14 protein-coding genes are annotated in these 17500 nt (G+C 72.7%); 2 read left to right on the forward strand and 12 right to left on the reverse strand.

What is annotated here, in order from left to right; genetic code table 11:
- Positions 1 to 109: 109 nt before the first annotated feature.
- From ACFYM0_RS13125 to ACFYM0_RS13135, 3 genes are all read right to left on the reverse strand, one after another.
- Positions 110 to 1333, reverse strand: a complete 1224-nt coding sequence (locus ACFYM0_RS13125; protein WP_388500234.1) for a hypothetical protein — start codon at positions 1331 to 1333, stop codon at positions 110 to 112.
- 378 nt (positions 1334 to 1711) lie between these two features.
- Positions 1712 to 2986 (reverse strand): S8 family peptidase, encoded by a 1275-nt coding sequence (locus tag ACFYM0_RS13130; protein WP_388500237.1) that lies wholly within the window; start codon positions 2984 to 2986, stop codon positions 1712 to 1714.
- A gap of 90 nt (positions 2987 to 3076) precedes the next feature.
- The gene (locus tag ACFYM0_RS13135) at positions 3077 to 3490 is read right to left on the reverse strand and encodes a GNAT family N-acetyltransferase (RefSeq protein WP_388500239.1); all 414 of its coding nucleotides are present in this window, start codon (positions 3488 to 3490) and stop codon (positions 3077 to 3079) included.
- Between the two features lie 215 nt (positions 3491 to 3705).
- Between ACFYM0_RS13135 and ACFYM0_RS13140 the strand changes: the two genes are divergently transcribed.
- Positions 3706 to 4362: a nucleoside deaminase gene (locus ACFYM0_RS13140; protein WP_388500242.1), complete on the forward strand. Its 657-nt coding sequence runs from the start codon at positions 3706 to 3708 to the stop codon at positions 4360 to 4362.
- Between the two features lie 20 nt (positions 4363 to 4382).
- On the opposite strand, the gene ACFYM0_RS13145 is transcribed toward ACFYM0_RS13140, so the two are convergent.
- Positions 4383 to 4934, reverse strand: coding sequence for a hypothetical protein (locus tag ACFYM0_RS13145; RefSeq protein WP_388500245.1), 552 nt, complete (start codon positions 4932 to 4934; stop codon positions 4383 to 4385).
- Between the two features lie 213 nt (positions 4935 to 5147).
- Here ACFYM0_RS13145 and ACFYM0_RS13150 point away from each other — a divergent pair, with 213 nt between their 5' ends.
- Complete coding sequence (locus ACFYM0_RS13150; RefSeq protein ID WP_388500950.1) at positions 5148 to 5573, forward strand: phospholipase; 426 nt, start codon at positions 5148 to 5150, stop codon at positions 5571 to 5573.
- A gap of 152 nt (positions 5574 to 5725) precedes the next feature.
- On the opposite strand, the gene ACFYM0_RS13155 is transcribed toward ACFYM0_RS13150, so the two are convergent.
- The 8 genes from ACFYM0_RS13155 to ACFYM0_RS13190 all read right to left on the reverse strand — a co-directional run bounded on the left by ACFYM0_RS13155 (position 5726) and on the right by ACFYM0_RS13190 (position 17437).
- Positions 5726 to 7030 carry a metallophosphoesterase gene (locus tag ACFYM0_RS13155; RefSeq protein WP_388500247.1) on the reverse strand — a complete coding sequence of 435 codons (1305 nt, stop codon included), beginning with the start codon at positions 7028 to 7030 and terminating at the stop codon, positions 5726 to 5728.
- Between the two features lie 27 nt (positions 7031 to 7057).
- Positions 7058 to 9394 carry an MMPL family transporter gene (locus ACFYM0_RS13160; protein ID WP_388500250.1) on the reverse strand — a complete coding sequence of 779 codons (2337 nt, stop codon included), beginning with the start codon at positions 9392 to 9394 and terminating at the stop codon, positions 7058 to 7060.
- 108 nt (positions 9395 to 9502) lie between these two features.
- Positions 9503 to 10678: an alpha/beta hydrolase gene (locus ACFYM0_RS13165; RefSeq protein ID WP_388500252.1), complete on the reverse strand. Its 1176-nt coding sequence runs from the start codon at positions 10676 to 10678 to the stop codon at positions 9503 to 9505.
- Complete coding sequence (locus ACFYM0_RS13170) at positions 10675 to 11775, reverse strand: NAD-dependent epimerase/dehydratase family protein (RefSeq protein WP_388500254.1); 1101 nt, start codon at positions 11773 to 11775, stop codon at positions 10675 to 10677. The genes ACFYM0_RS13165 and ACFYM0_RS13170 overlap by 4 nt, the downstream gene beginning before the upstream one ends.
- Positions 11750 to 14122, reverse strand: coding sequence for an MMPL family transporter (locus ACFYM0_RS13175; RefSeq protein ID WP_388500952.1), 2373 nt, complete (start codon positions 14120 to 14122; stop codon positions 11750 to 11752). Before ACFYM0_RS13175 ends, ACFYM0_RS13170 begins: the two co-directional genes overlap by 26 nt.
- Entirely contained in the window at positions 14122 to 15786 is a 1665-nt protein-coding gene (locus tag ACFYM0_RS13180) for an FAD-dependent monooxygenase (protein ID WP_388500256.1), read from the reverse strand. Before ACFYM0_RS13180 ends, ACFYM0_RS13175 begins: the two co-directional genes overlap by 1 nt.
- A complete protein-coding gene (locus tag ACFYM0_RS13185) occupies positions 15783 to 16457 on the reverse strand; it encodes an HAD family hydrolase (RefSeq protein ID WP_388500259.1) in 675 nt (224 codons plus the stop codon). The genes ACFYM0_RS13180 and ACFYM0_RS13185 overlap by 4 nt, the downstream gene beginning before the upstream one ends.
- On the reverse strand, positions 16454 to 17437 hold the full coding sequence (locus ACFYM0_RS13190) for a ScbA/BarX family gamma-butyrolactone biosynthesis protein (protein WP_388500261.1): 984 nt from the start codon (positions 17435 to 17437) through the stop codon (positions 16454 to 16456). Before ACFYM0_RS13190 ends, ACFYM0_RS13185 begins: the two co-directional genes overlap by 4 nt.
- Positions 17438 to 17500: the final 63 nt, after the last annotated feature.

Genomic DNA, 17500 nt, shown 5'->3' on the forward strand with positions numbered 1-17500 from the left:
GGGGGGGGGGGGGGGGGGGCGGGCGGGGGGGCGGGGGGTGGGGGGGGGGGGGTGGGGGGGGGGGGGGGGGGGGCCCCCCCACCACCCGGGTGGAGCGGGGTCGTACGGGTCAGGCGATCGAGAAGGTGACGACCGACTGGTAGCTGTCCGCGAACATGAACGGCGGGAGCTGGATCATTCCGGCTCCGCCGATCTCGAACTCGCCACCGGTCAGGTTGTCGCCGCCCGGGGCCGCCGACGCGACCTTCATCGGGACGTCGGAGATCGCACCGGGCGTACCTGCGGTGCAGGGGCTCGGGCTGGCCGGGTTGGTCACCTTGCAGGTCGGCTGGATGCCGATCTGCGCCGTGGCCATGGAGTGGCCGGTGACCTGGTTCAGGAACGGCGTCCGGGTCGCCGAGACGTCCCAGCCGAGGGTCCCGCCGCGGAAGTCCTGGACGGCCATCGCGGTGAACTGACCGACGACCGACTGGGACTTGCCGTTGATGGTGACCGAACCGAAGCTGACGGCGGGGTTGCCCGCCTCCGGGCCGATGGCCAGCGGGCCGGGCAGGACCTCCACGTCGACCGGGTTCTGCACGCCGGGCTGCTGGGCGATGAAGACGTAGTCCTTGTACGGGAGGATCGAGCCGTCGATACGGATCTTGTCGGCGGGCTGGTTGACGATGATGTTGCAGGTCGCGACGCCGGCCGCGGTGGCCGTGCCGCCACCCGTGTCACCCGTGGCCGTGCCGTTCTTGAATGCGGAGCAGGTGACCGCGCCCGCCGGGAAGTTGGCGCCCGTGACGACGACTTCCTGGCCCGCCGGACCGCTGTTGGGCGACAGCTTGGTGGTGATCGGGTCCTTGGGCAGTGCTTCCACGACCACCGAGCCGAGCGAGGCGCTCGGGCGGGGGTTCGGGGTACAGGTGGTGGTGAAGACCGAGCCCATGAGGCTCGCGTCGGTCACCGCCAGGTCCAGGGCCACGGTCACCGTGGTGCCCTCGGAACCGTCCGGGATCTTGACGGTGCCGGAGAAGGCGGCGGGGTTGAGCGCCTGTCCGGCGATCACGTCGACCGTCTCGGGCGGGCTGACGACCGTCTGGAGGGTAGACCCGACCTTGAGGGTGATCTTGGAGACGTTCGTGGTCGTTACCGAGAAGCTGGGGATGACCGGGCTCGGGCCCGGGTCGATGGTGATCGGCACCACGTCGCCGGCCTTGGCGCCGTCGGGCAGCGTGATCGTGTAGGGCTGGGTGCCCGAACCACCCGGCTGGGGCGCGGGCGCGACGCAGTCCATCGGGACGGGCGTCGTCTTGGTCGCGGCCTGCGCGGTGCCCGACAGACCCACCACGGCGCCCGTCAGGGCCAGGGACAGAGCGCCAGCCCCGGCCAGAACTCTTCGTCGAAACGTTGTACTCACTGGGTCGCGACTCCTTCGTCATACGAACCCTCCCCCCACCCGCTGTGTGGGGGAGGTCGAGCCGGTGCGGTGGCCGACATTGACGCGTCGCGGGATTGAGAAGTCAATGACTTGCTTTCGCCCGAAGCACACAGAAATTGATGTGCCATCAGGCCGGGTGGAGCGGAGCGGCGGATACCCGTTGCCCCGGGGTGGCGCGGGTGGGGCGGGTGGGGTGCCGCAACGGGCTCGCGGACCGGGCTTCCGGGGCGGTCCGGCCGGGGTCCGCCGGGGCGGGGGAGGCGCCGCCGGCGGAGGACCCCGTACGGGCTACGGCCCGGTCGGCACGTGCAGCAACAGGTTCGGCGTCCCGGTCGGCAGGGCGGTGATCCGGTCGCGCACGGAGTCCCCTACGAGGGTTCCGGCCACCTGCGCGGGCGTCTGGCGCGGGCCGCCGGCCGCCAGGCCCCGAGCCAGCACCAGTGCGGCGGCGCCCGCCACGTGCGGGGCCGCCATCGAGGTGCCGGAGGCGCGGGCGGTGGCCGTGACGGAACCCTTCCAGGCCGAGGTGACGGCCACGCCGGGGGCGGAGAGGTCCACGCAGGCACCGTAATTGGAGAAGGCGGGCCGCCGGTCCAGGGCGTCCGTCGCGCCCACCGTGAGCGCCTGCGGGACGCCGGCGGGAGAGCCGGTGCAGGCGTTCTCGCCGGAGTTGCCCGCCGCCACCGTGAAGGTGATCCCGGACGCGATCGCCCGGGTCACCGCCCGGTCGAGGGCGAAGCTGTGGCCGCCGCCCAGGCTCATGTTGGCCACGGCCGGGGTGGAGGGCGACTTGAGGGCGTCCTTGACCATCCAGTCGATGCCGCGCGTGATGGCCGACAGGGTCGCGTCCCCGCGGCAGTCCGCCACCTTCACGGCGACGAGCGAAACCCCCTTGGCCACCCCGTAGGTGGCTCCGCCGACGGTCCCGGCGACGTGCGTGCCGTGGCCGTTGCAGTCCGTGGCGGCCTCCATGAACACCGCGTTGGCGCCCCAGCGGGCCCGGCCGCCGAACTCCTGGTGCAGGGTGTTGATCCCCGTGTCGACGATGTACGCGGTGATCCCCTCGGCCTTGGCCGGGTACGTGTACGAGCCGTCGAGGGGCAGTTCGCTCTGGTCGAGCCGGTCCAGGGCCCAGGGCGCGGAGGTCTGGACGAGAGGGGCGGCGGGGGCGACGGGATCCACGGGCGCGACGGGATCGACGGGGTCGACGGGGTCGTTGACGGGTGTGTCGTCGATCCGGAAGACCGCGTCGGGCTCCACGGAGGCCACCCGGGGATCGGCGGCGAGTTCGGCGGCGCGGGCGGCGGTGGTGCGGACGGCGAAACCGCTCAGGGCGGTGTCGTAGACGGCCCCGACGCGATCCCCGGCAGCCTCGGCCTCGGCGGCGAGGGCGCGGGCGGCGGCGGCCGCGGAGACGCGCGTGCTGCCGTCCTTGAGGACGACGACGTAGGGGGCGGTGGGGGCGTCGGGGGTGGCGGCTGCGGCGGTGGCGGCGTACGGCGGCAGGGCGGTGGCCGCCGCCAGCAGGGCGGCGGCCGGGAGCAGCGCGGTGAATGCGGTCATGCCGCCGATGCTCGGCGAGGCACGGGCCGGCCGCGCGGAGGGTGCGCCGACTGGCCCCACGACACGCCGCCCCCGGGGGGCGGCGAGGGGCTACCGGGCGAAGGGCCAGCCGAGCATCCTGAAGACGCCCTCGTCGCGGGCGCCGGCCGCCCCGTACGTGGCCAGCGCGGCCTCGTTGTCGGTGTCGACGCCCACCCACATGCCGTAGCAGCCGCGCGACTCGGCCTCGGCGGCGAGCGCCTCGGTCAGTGCCCGGCCGAGGCCGCGCCGGCGGTGGTCCTCGTCCACGGAGAGCTCGTAGAGGCACATCTCGGTGCCCTTGTCGGGGTGGATCATCTCGATGCCGGAGACCATGCCGACGGGTGCGCCGTCCACGTAGGCGATCAGCATCAGGTGCCCCGGGGCGGAGAGGAACCGCTCCGACCAGTCCGCGCGGGCGGGCCCGTCGAAGAGGGCCTGCGCGGCTTGGAGTTCGGCGACCGTACGGGCGGGGCGGATGTCCATGACGCGACGATAGCGGTGCCGATGCGGGTGCCGATGGCGATGGCGATGGCGATGGCGATGGCGACGGCGGTGACGAGAGCGGTGACGCGACAGGCGCCGACAGGATGCCGCGACATCGCCGACAGCGGTGGCGCACGGGATGACGCCAGGGGTGACGGAGCAGCGGGGGAGGACGCTGCCGGGGGAGCGGCCGAGGCGGCGACGATAATGGCCGGATGATCAACGGGGAGTACGGTTTCGACACGGAGTGGCGCGCCGCGCCGGAGCCTCTGCGCAGGGCGCTCGCCCTCGCCTACGAGTCGCTCGCGGCCGGAGGCCTCGCGGTGGGAGCCGTCCTGACGGACGCCGACGGGAAGCCGGTCGCCGAGGGGCGCAACGAGGCGTACGAGGACGGCCCGGGCACCGGGCCGTTGCGCGCGACGCCGCTCGCCCACGCCGAGATGAACGCGCTGGGGGCCGCCCGCACGGGCTGGGACCTGGGCACGGCGACGCTCTGGAGCACCCAGGAGCCGTGCTCGATGTGCGCGGCGGCGGCCGAGTTCACCGGCGTCGGGCGGGTCCGGTACCTGGCCCCCGACCCATGGGCGCTGTCGAGCGACAACGGAGACGGATCCGGCGCCGACCCGGGCAGGCCGCACTGGCTGCTGGTGGCCAACGCGATGTTCCTCCGGAGCGTGGCCGTGGCTTCGGACGGCCCCGGGGAACCGCGGATCCTGACGCACCACCGAGCCGTCGAACCGGAGACCACAGCCTTCCACGACAGCCTGCCGGCGGGCCTGCCGACGGCCGCCTCACCGGAGGACTGGCTGCGCCCCCACTGGGCCCGCCTCGCGGAACTCGCGGCGGCCCGCGAACTGCGCACGCCTCACTGACACCCCCGGGCGGGCCGGGATCAGCGGGTCGCTGCCGACACCTGCCGGGTCGTGCCTTCCTGCGTCCCCGCCCCGGGAGACGGGGTGCCGTCGGTCCAGGCGTAGACCTCCTTGCCGCGCACCGTGACCTGGTACTGGTAGGTGCCGCGGCACTCGGGCCGCTCCTCGGAGCCGGTGCCCGCAGGCCACCACTTGGCCGCCAGCGCCGTCCCCACGTGCTTGCTCGGCGTGCCCGCCGAGCACTGCGGGCCGTCGAGCGGCGTCGCGCCCAGCGTGAAGCGGAGCAGCCTCGCCTTACCGTCGGTGCGCGCCATTATTCGTATGTCAGTCGCGTCCTTCGGCACCCAGCGCGGCAGCACCCACGTCGCCTCCCCGCGCGCGGGCTTCCCGGGCACGGGCTCCCCGTGCGCCGGAGCGTCGGCGGCCGTCGCGAAGCGCATGCCCCTCTCCTTGAACACCCGGTCGTTGATCGTGTCGGTCAGGGGGTTGGGCGGGAGGTTGGGCAGGGCGATGGCAGCGGTGGCGAGGACTCCCACGGTGGCGGCGGCGATGACGAGAGGACGGCGGTTCATGTCTACGAGTATTCGCGGCGCCGGCCGTAGTCCGCGTCCCTCCCGAGGCTGAACCGGATCTCTGCCGGAAGGGTGACACCGGCTCATACCTGAGTACCGGTTCCGTCCTCCGGCCGCCCGCGCCCGCCCCGTCCGACACCCGCGGCGGCACCCCTCGTTAGAGGATGCGTGCCCCGTCGACCCGCCCTCGCCCCCGCCCTCGTGTCCGGCGCCTTGGCAGCCGTACTGGCCTTCGCGCTCCCGGCGTCAGCGGCGCCGCGGGCCCCGCAGGTCCCCGAGGACAAGCCCCAGGTGCTGAGCGGCTGGACGCAGCCGGGCGCGGCCAGCCAGGGCGCCTGGGCCGCGGCGCGCGGGAACCAGGGCGAGTGGGAGCCGTACGGCTTCGACTGGACCACGGACTACTGCACCACGTCCCCGGACAATCCCTTCGGCTTCCCCTTCCGGACGGCCTGCGCCCGGCATGACTTCGGCTACCGCAACTACAAGGCGGCGGGGGAGTTCAAGGCGGCCAAGCCCCGGCTGGACGAGATGTTCCACTCCGACCTGAAGCGGGTCTGCGCAGGCTACTCGGGCGCCCGCAAGGCCTCCTGCGACGGCACCGCGTGGACCTACTACCAGGCGGTCAAGGCCTTCGAATAGCACGGGGGCACCGGAGGTACCGGGTGCATCGGGTGCGCAGGGGGTCCGCGGGGACGAAACGCCGGAACCGGCCCCGGCGGAGATCGCCGGGGCCGGTCCCGGGGCATGGTGCTACGCGGGCAAACGGGCAAACAGACAAACGGGCAAGCGCGCTACGCCTGCGGGGAACGCAGTTCCAGCAGGGTGATGTCCGCCGGAGCGCCGACCCGGACCGGTGGGCCGAAGAAGCCCGCCCCGTTCGTCACGTACACCTGGGTCTCGTCCACCTTGCCGAGCCCGGAGTTGACCGGATTGGCCAGCTCGGTGATCGCGGTCAGCGGGAACATCTGCCCGCCGTGCGTGTGGCCGGACAGCTGGAGGTCCACCCCGTGCCGGGCGGCCTCCTCGGCGAACACCGGCTGGTGGGCGAGGAGCACGACGGGACGCGACAGGTCCCGTCCGCCCAGGGCCTTCCCGAGGTCGGGCCCCCGGCCGTGGTCCTCCCCGGCGAGGTCCTCGACCCCGGCCAGGTCGAGGTAGGCCCCGTTGTGCCGGATCTCCACGCGTTCGTTCACCAGAGGGCGGACGCCGACGTTGCGCATCTCGTCCAGCCAGTCCTCGACCCCGTCGTAGAGGTACTCGTGGTTGCCGGTGACGAAGAAGTTCCCGTAACGCGATTCGAGCCCCTTCAGCGGCCGGGCCGCAGGCCCCAGCTGGGACGCCGTTCCGTCGGCGAGATCGCCGACGATCGTCACCAGGTCGGCCTGCAGCCCGTTGACCATCCGGACGATCCGCTCGGTGTGGGCGCGCCCGAGGAGCGGCCCCAGGTGGATGTCGCTGACGACCGCGATCCGTAGACCGGCCAGGCGCGGGTTCACCTTGGCGAGGGTGACCGGTACGCGCTTGATCAGCGGGTCCCCGAGCGCCGAGGACATGCCGTAGCCGACGGTGCCGAGTGCGGTGGCACCGGCCAGGGTGCCCACCGCCCGGCCGAGGAAGAGCCGGCGGCCGACCAGACGGTCCGCCGCCCGGGCCTCGTCCCCGGCCTCCGCCGGGGCAGGTGCCACCTGCGCCGACTCGGCCGACGCCGACGCCGACGCCGACGCCGACGCCGATACAGGTACAGACACCGGAGTCGTGTCCGTCTCCAGCCGCTCGGCACGCCGCCATCTGCGCAGCGCGAGCGCCCGCGGCAGTTCGAGTATCACGAGCGTCGGCAGCAGGTAGAGCAGCACTCCGATCAGGACGTAGCCGGGCCACGCCAGGAACCGGCCGCCACCTCCGTCCGAGGGGTCGAACAGCGGGGTGAGGATCCGGGTCCCGGGAGCGAGCAGCGCCGACAGGACCACCCCCCACGTGCCCAGCCGCCGCACGGCCGTCCCCGGCCCGGTCGTGTCACGGACCAGGCGGATCCACAGGTAGTAGTGGACGGCGGCGGAGCCCACCAGCATGAGCGCCGTCACTCCGAATCCCAGCATGTGTCTCTCTTCCTCGCGCCGGACGGATCAGGCGCGGTCGGCGGGGACGCCGACCCCTGCCGTGTCGGGCTGCCCGGAGGCAGTGGCACCGGTACCGGCACCGGCACCGGCGGCCGCGGCCGGGGCCGCCGACTCGGAGATGCCGAACCGCCGGTGGAAGGCGCGCAGGGGCGCCGGAGCCCACCAGTTGGCCTTGCCGGCAAGCCGCATGGAGACCGGTACGAGGACCGCGCGGATCAGCGTGGCGTCGACCAGGATGACCACGACCATGCCGATGCCCAGCATCTTGAGGAAGACGATCTCGGACGAGGCGTACGTCGCGAACGAGGCCGCGAGGATGACGGCCGCCGAGGTGATCAGCGGACCGCTGCGCTCGAGGCCGGCGGCCACCGCGCCGGAGTTGTCGCCGGTGAGCTCGTACTCCTCCTTGATCCGCGACAGCATGAAGACCTCGTAGTCCATGGAGAGGCCGAAGGCCACGCAGAACATCAGGATCGGGATGCTGGGCTCGATCGAGCCGCTCGGGGTGAAGCCGAACAGGTCGGCCAGGTTCCCCTCCTGGAAGATCCACACGAGGACGCCGAACATCACACCCATGCTCAGGGTGTTCAGGAGCATGGCCTTCGCCGGGAGGAGCAGGCTGCCGGTCATCAGGAACAGCACGAGGAACGTGGTCACCAGGATCAGCCCGAAGACCAGCGGCAGCCGGTCGACCAGCTCGGAGCGGAACTCGCTCAGTTCGGCGGGGTAGCCGGCGATCTTCACCGCGCCCGGCTCTGCGCCCTTGGCGGCGACGGAGCGGATCTCGGAGTGGGCGCGGTCGATGTCCTGGGCGACGGTGCGGTGCGTGGCGATCACCGAGTACCAGGTGCTGCGCTCGCCCGCGAACCGGCGGGCGGAGTCGCCGGGTTCGGCGATCTTCTGCCCCTTCGCGTACGAACCGGTGAGGGCGTCGACCTGGTGGATGCCGGAGACCTGGGACAGCTCGGTGGCCGTGGCCTCGATCGAGGACCGGTTGGCGTCGGTACCGGCCTGGCCGGTGCGCAGGACCTTGATCGCGCTCGTTTCCTCGGCGGCGAAGTTGTCGAGGATCTGCTGCTGGACCACGCGGCTGGACACGTCACGGGGCAGCACCTGCGCACCCGGCACGCCGAAGGTGAGCCCCAGGGCCGGCGAGGCCAGCCCCAGCAGCACCACCAGCGCCGGGATTCCGTACAGCAGCGGCCGGCGCATCATGCGCAGCGCCGTGTGGTGCCACCAGCCCTGCTCGGGACGGTCGTTCTCGTTCTTGCGGGCGACCTTGTGGCCGAGGCGGGCGAGCGAGGCGGGCAGGATCACCAGGGCCGCGAAGACCGAGGTGAGGACCGTGGCGATACCGGCGTACGCGAACGAGCGCAGGAAGGGGAACGGGAAGAGCAGGAGGGCCGCCAGCGACAGGATCACGGTGAGACCGCTGAAGGCGACGGTGCGGCCGGCGTTGGCCACGGACTGCTCGACGGCGTCGGGGACGGTGCGGCCGGCCCGGAGTTCCTCGCGGAAGCGGTTGATGATGAAGAGGCTGTAGTCGACGCCGAGCCCGATGCCCATCACCAGGGCCAGGTTGGCGGCGAAGGTGGAGACGTCGGTGATGTACGTGACACCGCGCATCAGCGCCAGTGTGGTGATCACCGAGAACAGGCCCATGCCGAGGGTGAGGAAGGCGGCCGAGAAGCGGCGGTAGATGGCGAACAGCAGGAGCAGGACCAGGGGGAGGACGATCATCTCGGCCCGCAGGAAGTCCTTGCGGGCCTGTTCGGCGGCCTGCCGGAACACCTCGTCACCGCCACCGACCTGGACCTTCAGCTGCGCGCTGTCCCGGGTGAAGGCGGGGGAGAGGTCCGCCAGCCTGGTCCGGGCCTCGGTCACGGTGCCCGACAGCCGGGCGATGATCAGGGCCTGCTTGCCGTCCTTGCCCCGCATGGTGGGCGAGTTGCCCCGAGACCAGTACGAGAAGACCTCGGCGACCCCGGCCTGCCCGGCGAGCTCCCGCTCCAGGGCGCGGCCCTCGGAGGCCGCGGCGGCCTCGTCCACGCCGCCCTGCTTGGCGGTGACCATCAGCAGCACGCTGGGCGTGCCCGCCTTGAACTCCTTCTCCAGGACGGCGCGGGTGGTGACCGACTCGGATCCGGGGGTCTCGAAGCGGCTGAGGACCAGCCGGTTCATGGTGCCGGCCGCCAGGGCCAGGCCCAGTACGGCCAAGGCGACACCGACCCAGACGACGAGCCGGGACCGCGAGGCGGTCACCCGCCCCCAGCGCTGCAGTGCGGGGGGATGTTCCACGGGGTTGTTGCGGGGGGACTGCTGTTTGCTCGGTGTGCTCGGCATTTTCTGCTCTCTGGATGAAGGGGGATCTGTGGGGGGGCAGGGGTGAGGAACGGGCAGGGCTGAAGAACGGGCAGGGCTGAAGAACGGGGCAAGGGAACGGGGCCGGGGTCACAGACCGCGGGCGTCGAGCCAGGTGTCGATCCGGTCGAAGGTGGCGGGCGCCGAGCGGGCCATCGTGGCGTAGTGCCCGGCGCCCGGGATGGTGACGAGTTCGGTCTGGGCGCCGGTGAACAGCCGCTGGTGGGCGGCGCCTCCGGTGACACGGGCGTCCTCGTCCCCGTACACGAGGAGGACCGGGACCTTGACCGAGCCCAGGTGCTCCAGGTCCGTGAAGACGGAGTCGAGCTGGGAGCTCATGTCGCCGCAGGGGTGACGGTTCTGGTGCGGGGCCGCGGCGTCCATGACCCGTTCCTCGGTGTCGTGGAAGTTGCCCCGGCGGAACTGGTCGGGTCCCAGGTCGTAGTAGACGTAGCCGCTCGGGTCCGAGGGTTCGCGGCTGGGCTGCCCGCCGGCCATGCAGCTCTGGAGGGCGCTGAAGAAGCGGGTGTTGGCCTCGGGGGTCAGGCCCCGGTCGGTCCAGTCCATGATCATCAGCCCGTCGATGCCGCCGAACGAGTAGGCCTCGATCTGGGCCACCTGCCCGCCGTTGGACTGCCCGGCCAGGGTGACCGTGTCGAAGCCCTGTGCCGTCTCGGGACCCTCGGCGGGCTTGCCTTCGAGGGCGTACGACCCGGTGCGCAGCTGCTGCACGATCTGGTGCGCGATGTCGGCCTCGGCGCCGATGCAGGTGTCGAAGCCGTCGGGGCGGTCGCTGGCCCCGTAGCCGAGCCGGTCGATGGTGACGGAGGCGTGGCCGCGCTTGGCGAGCTCCTCGGCGTAGTGGTAGCCGGGCACGTCGAGGCGCCAGTACCACTCGCCCGCCGCGATCCCGTGCTGGTAGAGCGTGACCGCCCGCTTCCCGCCGGAGAGTACGGAGGCGGGCGCGGTCAGGTGGCCGCTGATCCGCTGGGTCCCGCCGCTGGTGCGGCAACCGGTCTTGCTGCCGTTGGTGTTGCGCACGGTGAAGGAGACCGGCACGTCCACGATGTGCTGGGCCGCGAGCCGTGCGGCGGTCTCCTTCGCGGCCGCCTCGGCCTCGGCGGGGGACGGCGGAGCGGACACGTTCACCGACGCGCCGGTGGTGGCCGATGCCGGGGTGTCGGCGGCGGTCACGGCCGCCAGCACCGGGCTGGCCAGCAGTGCCGCGGCCGCGCCCAGTACGGCGACCCGCTTGATGATGCTCATGAACTCCTCAGCTTTCGCGCCGGCGCCGCAGGGGCGGCCGGCAGTTCTCCTCGCGCGCGGAGCCAGGCGGTCTGGTCCGTGACGGTCTGTTCCAACGGGCGGAAGCTCGCACCGAGTTCGTCGATGGCGCGGGCGGAGGAAACCCTCCGGTGGTGTCCTTCGAGCAGCGTCCGCATGCCGGTCCGGGTGGCGACGGGCGATGCCCCGCGCACCTTCGCCTGCCACTCCAGGACCGAGGCGATGGTCATCGCGGCCCCCGAGGGCAGCTTGCGCGGCACCGTCCCGGTACCGGTCGCCCGCACCACGGCGGCGCAGATCTCGTGCAGCGGGTACCAGCTGCCGCCCGCGATGTAGCGCCGGCCGCCGGTCCCGAGCGCGGCCGCGGCGACGCAGACGGCGGCCACGTCGCGGGCGTCCACCACGTGGTTGCCCGCGGCCGGCAGCGCTTTGATCTCGCCGCGCGCCACCGCCAGGAAGAGCCGCCCCGCCGATGTGGGTCCGGAGTCCCCGGGGCCCCACATCCAGCCGGGCAGTACGAGCGGCACCCGCAGCCCGTACTTCTCGCCGAAGCCGTCGATCATCCGCTCCGCGCGGATCTTGCTCGCGCGGTAGCGGTTCCCCCGTTCGGGGTTGCCGTTCGGGGTCTGCTCGTCCGCGGGAGAGCGGACGTCGCCGCCGCCCAGCACGGCGATGGAGCTCGTCTGCACCACCGTGGGCACCTCGGCGTCGACCGCCGCCTTCAGCAGCTCCTCCACCGCGTCCACGTTGGTGCGGTGCAGCAGGTCGAGGTCGTGGCCCGGCTGGTAGTACTCGCGGAAGTACGCGGCCGTGTGGATCACGGCGTCCATCCCGTGCAGGGCGCCGGCGTAGCTGTCGATGTCGGTGACGTCCCCGACGACCAGCCGCAGCGCGGGATGGCCCGGCAGCAGCGACGCGGCGCGTTCCGCGTCCCGGACCACCGCCGTCACCTCGGACCCGGCGGCGAGCAGCCGGGCGACGACGGCGTGGCCGAGCAGCCCGGTGGCTCCGGTGACCAGCACGGCGCCCAGCGCCGGGTACTGCGGGGCCGGCTCAGAGGGCGGCGGGTTCGCGGTCATGCGCAGTCCTTTCAGGGCCGTCCGGGGATGCTTGGGCGTCGGGGGAGCCGGGGGAGCCGGGGGAGTCCGAGGAGCCGGGGGAGTCCGCGGAATGCGCCTCGGGCTCCTCGCGCAGTCCGAGGCGGCGGTGGATCCGGCGCAGCGGGGCCGGTGCCCACCAGGCGCGACGGCCCAGCAGCGCCAGCACCGCCGGGACCAGCAGGGTCCGTACGACGAGGGCGTCCACCAGCACGGCCAGGGCGACACCGAGGCCGAGCATCTTGGTGTTGGTGATCCGCGACAGGCCGATGGAAACGAACACCACGCTGAGGACCACGGCGGCCGCGGTGATCAGCCCGCCGGTGGTGCGCATGCCGTGCAGCACCGACTCCCGGTGGTCGCCGGTCCGGTCGAAGTGCTCCTTGATCCGGGCGACGAGGAAGACCCCGTAGTCCATGGACAGGCCGAAGGCCACGCAGAACATCAGGACCGGAAGGGTCGCCTCCACGTCCCCCGTCGCGGTGAAGCCCAGCAGCCCGGACAGCCCGCCTTCCTGGAACACCCACACCACCGCGCCGAACATGGCGGTCAGGCTGAGGCCGTTGAGCGCGATCGTCAGCAGTGGCAGCGCCAGGCTCCCGGTCATCAGGAAGACCAGCACCAGCGTGCCGACCAGGATGAAGCCGAGGGCGGGGACCAGGCCCCGGCCGATGGCCGCCTTGCTGTCCACGACCTCGGCCGCCGGACCGCCCACGGAGGCACCGTCGGACCCGGACGCGTGGCGCAGCCGGCCCACGAGCTCCTGGTGGGCGGCCGAGGTCGCGGCCGTGTCGTCCTCGGCCACCACCGTCAGCAGGTCGTAACCCGCCGTCCTGCGACCGGAGTCGGCGGGCGAGGGGACCTCAGACCGGGTGCCGTCGCGGTAGGTGCCTGCGGAGGACTCGACCCGGGTCACCCCGGCGAGCGCGGACAGCTTCCCGGCGATCCGGTCCGCGGTGGCCCGCGCCTCGGCGGCGGAAGCTCCGCCCGTACGCAACAGGACCGGTATCGAACCCTCGGGAAGGTCGTCGAAGTCCTCGCGCAGGGTTTCCTGGGCGATCCGCGACTCGCTCGCGGCAGGCAGCTGACGGTGGTCGGCGGTGCCGAACCGGGCGTTCAGGAAGGGCAGTCCCAGCACCAGCAGGATGCCCGTCACCGCCACCGTGACCAGCGGCGCACGGCGCATCACCAGCTCCGTCACCCGCCCCTTGGGCGGCGACGCGTCCCTGCGCCCCCTGCGGCGCACCGTCAGCGCGTCCACCCGGCGGCCCAGCAGCGCCAGCACCGCGGGCAGCACCGTCAGCGCGGTGAGGGCCGAGACCAGCACCACTGTGATCCCCGCGTAGGCGAGGGAGCGCAGGAAGTAGAGCGGGAAGACGAGCATCGCCGCCAGGGCGACCGCCACGGTCAGCGCCGAGAACAGGACGGTACGGCCGGCGGTGCGCACGGTGCGCAGCACCGCCTCCCCGGGGACCAGCCCGGCGTCCAGCTCCTCGCGGAACCTGCGCACGATCAGCAGTGCGTAGTCGATGGCCAGGCCGAGGCCCAGGGCCGTGGTGAGGTTCTGTGCGAAGACCGACACGTCGGTGAAGCCGGTGATGACGCGCAGCACCGCGCCCGTGGCGAGGACGGTGATCAGGCCCACCACGACCGGCAGCGCCGCGGCGAGCACCCCGCCGAAGACCCAGACCAGGACGATCAGGGTGAGCGGCAGGGCGATCAGCTCGGAGCGGGCCAGGTCTTCGGCCACGGTGCTCTGGATCTCGTTCTGCACGGCGAGCGGTCCGGTGATCCGCACCGTCAGTCCGCCCTGGTCAGCGCTCTCGCCCTTCGCGCCCTGCTCTGCCTTCGCGCCCTGCTCACCCTTCGCGCCTTGTTCGCCGCGGAACCGGGGGGCCAGTTCCTCCAGCGCCGCGCGGGCCCGCTTCTCGTCGCCCTCGATGCGGGCGGCGATCACCGCCTGCCGGCCGTCGTGGGAGCGCAGCTCGGCGAGCCCGGTCTGCCAGTACGAGACGACACCGACGACCGGCTTCTCGAAGGCCAGCCGTTCGGCCAGTGCGGCGCCCTGTGCGGCGAACGCGCGGTCGTCGACCTGCGCGCCCTGCGGTACGGACACCAGCAGGACGAGATTGGGCTGCTGCTCCGGGTAGTGCGCCTCCAGTACGCGCTGTACGCGCGCCGATTCCGAACCGGGGTCCGTGGTGCCGCCGTTGCCGAGCCGGTCGGGGAGGTCCGCCCCGAGCAGCAGGGCGTCCAGGACCAGCACGAGGGCCGCCACCAGGAACAGCCATGGCCGGCGCACGATGTGCGCGCCGAGGAGCCTCAGCATCACGCCACGCTTTCCACGGCGGCGCCGAGTACGGACACCCCTGCCGCCAGCAGCGTCAGATCGGGGTGGGAGGACCAGGCGCCGACCGCGCCGTCCGGACGTACGTAGATGACCAGCGGGCGCCGGTCGGCCTCGGCCAGCGCGGTCAGCTTCCGGCCGACGTCCACGACCCGGCTGTACGGGGCCGAGGCGTCCCACTCGCCCCGGGGCCTGTGGTCGGCGAGCAGCACGACGTCCGTGCGGGCACCCACCGACGAGCGGGCCGCCAGCTCGGCGGCCTCCTGGGCGGTGGCCTCGGCGAGGTCGGCGTCACCCCCCTGGATGACGAGCAGCGCGTGCCGGCCGGCCGCGAGGAACTCGTGCAGCGACGGCGCCTGCGTACCGTGCAGCGGCTGCCACGGGGTGTCGGGCAGCCGCACGCCGGGCCGCAGCAGGCGCGGACCCCTGGGGTTGCGTTGGTCCGCCTTCGGCAGCGCGCCCGGGACCGCCGGGCTCGATTCCAGACCGGGATCGAGCTGGGCGAGTTCGGGAACGATCTTGCGGTCCAGCGCGCCGGTGGCCGTGGCCACCTTCAGCAGGGTGTCGCGCAGCACCCGCTTGGGGCCGCTGCGCAGCATCCACAGCCGGGTCTGGCGGTCGGAGTTGCGCAGCGCCCGCAGGGCGGCGGGCCGCCGCTCCGCCTCGTAGCTGTCCAGCAGTGCCGGATCCGCGCCGTGGATCACCGCGGCCAGCTTCCAGCCCAGGTTGAAACCGTCCTGCACCCCGGTGTTGAGGCCCTGCCCGCCGGCCGGGCTGTGGCAGTGGGCGGCGTCCCCGGCGAGGAGGACCGGGCCGGCGCGGAACGTCCCGGCCACCTTGGTGTGGACCCGGAAGGTGCTGCGCCACCAGGTGGAGTCGAGCCTCCAGCCCTTCGGGCCGCGGGCCGTGAGGAGCTCCTGGAGATCCGATTCGGACGGCGGCCGCACCTCGCCCGTGGCATCCCGGTCGAAGAAGACGCGGTGCCCGCCGCCGGGCAGCGGTACGACGACCAGCACCCCCTCGGGGGTGAGGTGGTACTGGGCCTCGCCCTCGGGCAGGCCACCGCTGAACTCGCCGTCGCCCAGCAGGAAGTCACGTGCGTACGTACTGCCCTCGAAGGAGATCCCGGCGGCCTCGCGCACCTTGCTGTGCGTGCCGTCGGCACCCACCAGCCACTGCGGCGAGAAGGGGGCGGGGGAGCCCGTACCGGGAACCGAGAGGGTGACCGAGGCGTTGGGTCCGGTGATCCGGGCCTCGGCGAGCTCGGTGTCCCACTCGACGTCGCCGCCGAGCCTGAGGAGCCGGTCGTACAGCACGCCCTCCGTGACCGACTGCGGTACGCACAGCGGGTTGGGGAACGCCGTGTCGGCCAGTGCGCCGAAGCGGACCCCACCGGTGCGCCGGCCGTTGGACCAGTACGAGGCGCCGGACAGCGGCAGCGAACGCTTCTCCAGTGCGTCCGCGACGTCGATGCGCCGCAGTACCTCCAGCGCGCCGCTCCACAGGATCAGCGCCTTGGGCTCGCTGGCCGGGCCCTTCCTGCGGTCGATCACCCGGCAGTCCACTCCGTGCTGGAGCAGGGTGCAGGCCGTGGTGAGGCCGGTGGGCCCGGCCCCCACGATCAGAACGGTGTCCGTCTGCGTCATACGAGGCTCCTGGCATAGGAGCCGCCGCGGGAACGCAGCAGGTCCACGATCTGGTCGATGGCCTCGTCGGTGCTGGTGAAGTGGACCGCGAGCATGCCGAGGTCGGTGGCGGCCTGGCAGTTCTCGTCGAGGTCGTCGAGGAACAGGCACTCGTGGGCCGCGGCGGGAAGCCGCTCCAGCAGCCGCCGGTAGATCTGCGGATCGGGCTTGCGCACGCCCTCGGCCGACGAGTCGACGACGGCGTCGAAGAGCTCGTCCACCGGGAGCTGGGCGCGCCAGCGCGGTCCCCATTCCACGACGTTGTTGGTGAGCAGGGCGGTCCGGTAGCCGTTCCCGCGAAGTTCGCGCAGGAACCGCACCAGCCGCTCGTTGAGGGTCCGGACGCGGAACCACACCTCGCCGAACTCCTGGTCGCCGAGCACGTCCTCGTACGTCCTGCCGGGCAGTTCGGCGAGGATCCGCTCGACCATCTCGCGCTCGGTGCACGAGGCGGTCTCCAGGTCCGCCATGGGGTTGCGGCCGGAGCGCTGCGCCGCACGCGCGAAGGCCCCCTGGAGCTCGGGGAGCGGCACGTTCACGGCCGCGGCGAAGGCCGCGAAGGTCTCCTGCAGCGGATTGGTCAGGACGCCGCCGTAGTCGACCACGACGGTGGTGATGTGACGGGAGGTCACTGGGCCACCTCCAGGCGGAACGAGGCGACGACGCGGCCCTGCTGGAGGATGTCCACCACGACCGGGACGACCAGCCTGCCGAGCGACTCGTTCAGCCGGAACTGCTCCACGCGGGCCACGGCCCGGGTCTGGAGGTCGAGTTCGGCGAACTCCTGGAACTGCGCGTCCATCGAGGTCACCTGAAGACCGTGCGCGGAGATGGCGTGCAGCGAGGACACGGAGGCCGCGGCCAGCTGTCGGGCGGCCTCCAGCAGGAGGTTGCCGGGCACGTGGTCGAGCTGGTGGTCGAAGAGGTGGGGGTGCGTCGTGTCGGAGAGCACGGTGGCGGCGAACGCGCTCTCCCCGGCGGCGATGGGCTGGGTGATCACCACGTTGTACGGGTCGCGGCGGCCCACCGGGGCGGGGGCGGCGGCCACGTGGGTGGGGAGGACGCCGAGGGTGTCCGCCAGAGTGCTGCGGCGGCGAGCGCGCAGCGCGTGGTAGACGCCGCGGGTGAAGAAGGCCAGGCCGCCGCTGCACTTGAGCGCGTCCCTGTCCTCGATGGCCAGCGAGCCGGAGAAGTCGATGGCCTGGACCCGGCCGTTGCGCTTGCGCTGCGGGAGGACGGTGAGGGTGGCGACGGCACGGGCCGGCCGGTCACCGGTGCGCAGGGCCGACTGGTCCCGTACCTCGGTCTGCAGGTGGCGGAATATGAAGGACTCGTCCAGGGGGACGTCCTCGTAGGTGTGGGCGAGGAACACGCCGGCCTGCCGCAGCATTTCGATCAGCAGGAGGAAGTCGTGCGTGCCCGACTGCTCGCCCATGATGTGGGCACGGGGCAGCTGGGCCGCCACTTCGTACGTGTCGGTTTGATCCGGCACCCGGCGGGAATCGGTCAGAAAGACCTCGGCGATCGCGGCGCGGTGGACCATGGCACGGGGGACGGTGCTGTCGAATCTGAGAGCGGAACGGAGCTCGTCCTGCTGCGCTGGACCGGTCATCGATTTCTCCAAAAGGCGAGAGCGGGGACCGGCTCACCTTGGAGGACGGGGTTTGACGAGCCG

The organism is Streptomyces sp. NPDC006487, from assembly GCF_042870555.1.
In the GTDB taxonomy this organism is placed as follows: Bacteria; Actinomycetota; Actinomycetes; order Streptomycetales; family Streptomycetaceae; genus Streptomyces.

Bases quoted from the DNA above. Each gene is read 5' to 3' on its own strand.
- ACFYM0_RS13160 (WP_388500250.1), bottom strand. From the start codon at position 9,394: ATGCCGAGCACACCGAGCAAACAGCAGTCCCCCCGCAACAACCCCGTG.
- ACFYM0_RS13190 (WP_388500261.1), bottom strand. From the start codon at position 17,437: ATGACCGGTCCAGCGCAGCAGGACGAGCTCCGTTCCGCTCTCAGATTC.
- ACFYM0_RS13140 (WP_388500242.1), top strand. From the start codon at position 3,706: ATGATCAACGGGGAGTACGGTTTCGACACGGAGTGGCGCGCCGCGCCG.
- ACFYM0_RS13145 (WP_388500245.1), bottom strand. From the start codon at position 4,934: ATGAACCGCCGTCCTCTCGTCATCGCCGCCGCCACCGTGGGAGTCCTC.
- ACFYM0_RS13170 (WP_388500254.1), bottom strand. From the start codon at position 11,775: ATGACCGCGAACCCGCCGCCCTCTGAGCCGGCCCCGCAGTACCCGGCG.
- ACFYM0_RS13130 (WP_388500237.1), bottom strand. From the start codon at position 2,986: ATGACCGCATTCACCGCGCTGCTCCCGGCCGCCGCCCTGCTGGCGGCG.
- ACFYM0_RS13135 (WP_388500239.1), bottom strand. From the start codon at position 3,490: ATGGACATCCGCCCCGCCCGTACGGTCGCCGAACTCCAAGCCGCGCAG.
- ACFYM0_RS13175 (WP_388500952.1), bottom strand. From the start codon at position 14,122: ATGCTGAGGCTCCTCGGCGCGCACATCGTGCGCCGGCCATGGCTGTTC.
- ACFYM0_RS13165 (WP_388500252.1), bottom strand. From the start codon at position 10,678: ATGAGCATCATCAAGCGGGTCGCCGTACTGGGCGCGGCCGCGGCACTG.
- ACFYM0_RS13155 (WP_388500247.1), bottom strand. From the start codon at position 7,030: ATGCTGGGATTCGGAGTGACGGCGCTCATGCTGGTGGGCTCCGCCGCC.
- ACFYM0_RS13180 (WP_388500256.1), bottom strand. From the start codon at position 15,786: ATGACGCAGACGGACACCGTTCTGATCGTGGGGGCCGGGCCCACCGGC.